This window comes from Flavobacterium sp. MEB061 (assembly GCF_000834715.1).
In the GTDB taxonomy this organism is placed as follows: Bacteria; Bacteroidota; Bacteroidia; order Flavobacteriales; family Flavobacteriaceae; genus Flavobacterium; species Flavobacterium pectinovorum.
The window spans coordinates 1-399 of the sequence record NZ_JXQR01000037.1; the positions used below are offsets into that span (position 1 = coordinate 1).

1 protein-coding gene is annotated in these 399 nt (G+C 40.6%); it reads right to left on the minus strand.

All coding sequences use genetic code 11. The annotated features are described in order from the left end of the window. Positions 1-399: Ig-like domain-containing protein (locus RT99_RS25380; protein WP_042565729.1), on the minus strand; the 399-nt coding region annotated here is incomplete at both ends.

Consider the following 399-nt stretch of genomic DNA (forward strand, 5'->3'; position numbering starts at 1 on the left):
AGTATAAACGTCATTTACCGCTACCGGATTATCATTTACTGCCGTAACTGTAATTAATTGATTTGCTGTAGCAGTTCCACCATGACCATCGCTGATTACATAAGGAATACTAATAGCCGTAGCCGAATTAAAGTTTGCCGATGGTGTGAAAGTAATCACGCCTGCAGCTGAGATATTTACTGTTCCGTTTGTTACAGGAATTGTTTGTGCACCACCTGTAAGAGTTGTTCCGCCAATTGAAGTGATACTCAACGTATCGCCATCAAGATCAGAATCCAACGCTAATGGATTTAAAGTTACCGTAGCATCTTCTGCAATAGTATAAATGTCATCTACCGCTACCGGATTATCATTTACTGCCGTAACTGTAATTAATTGATTTGCCGTGTCAGTTCCGCC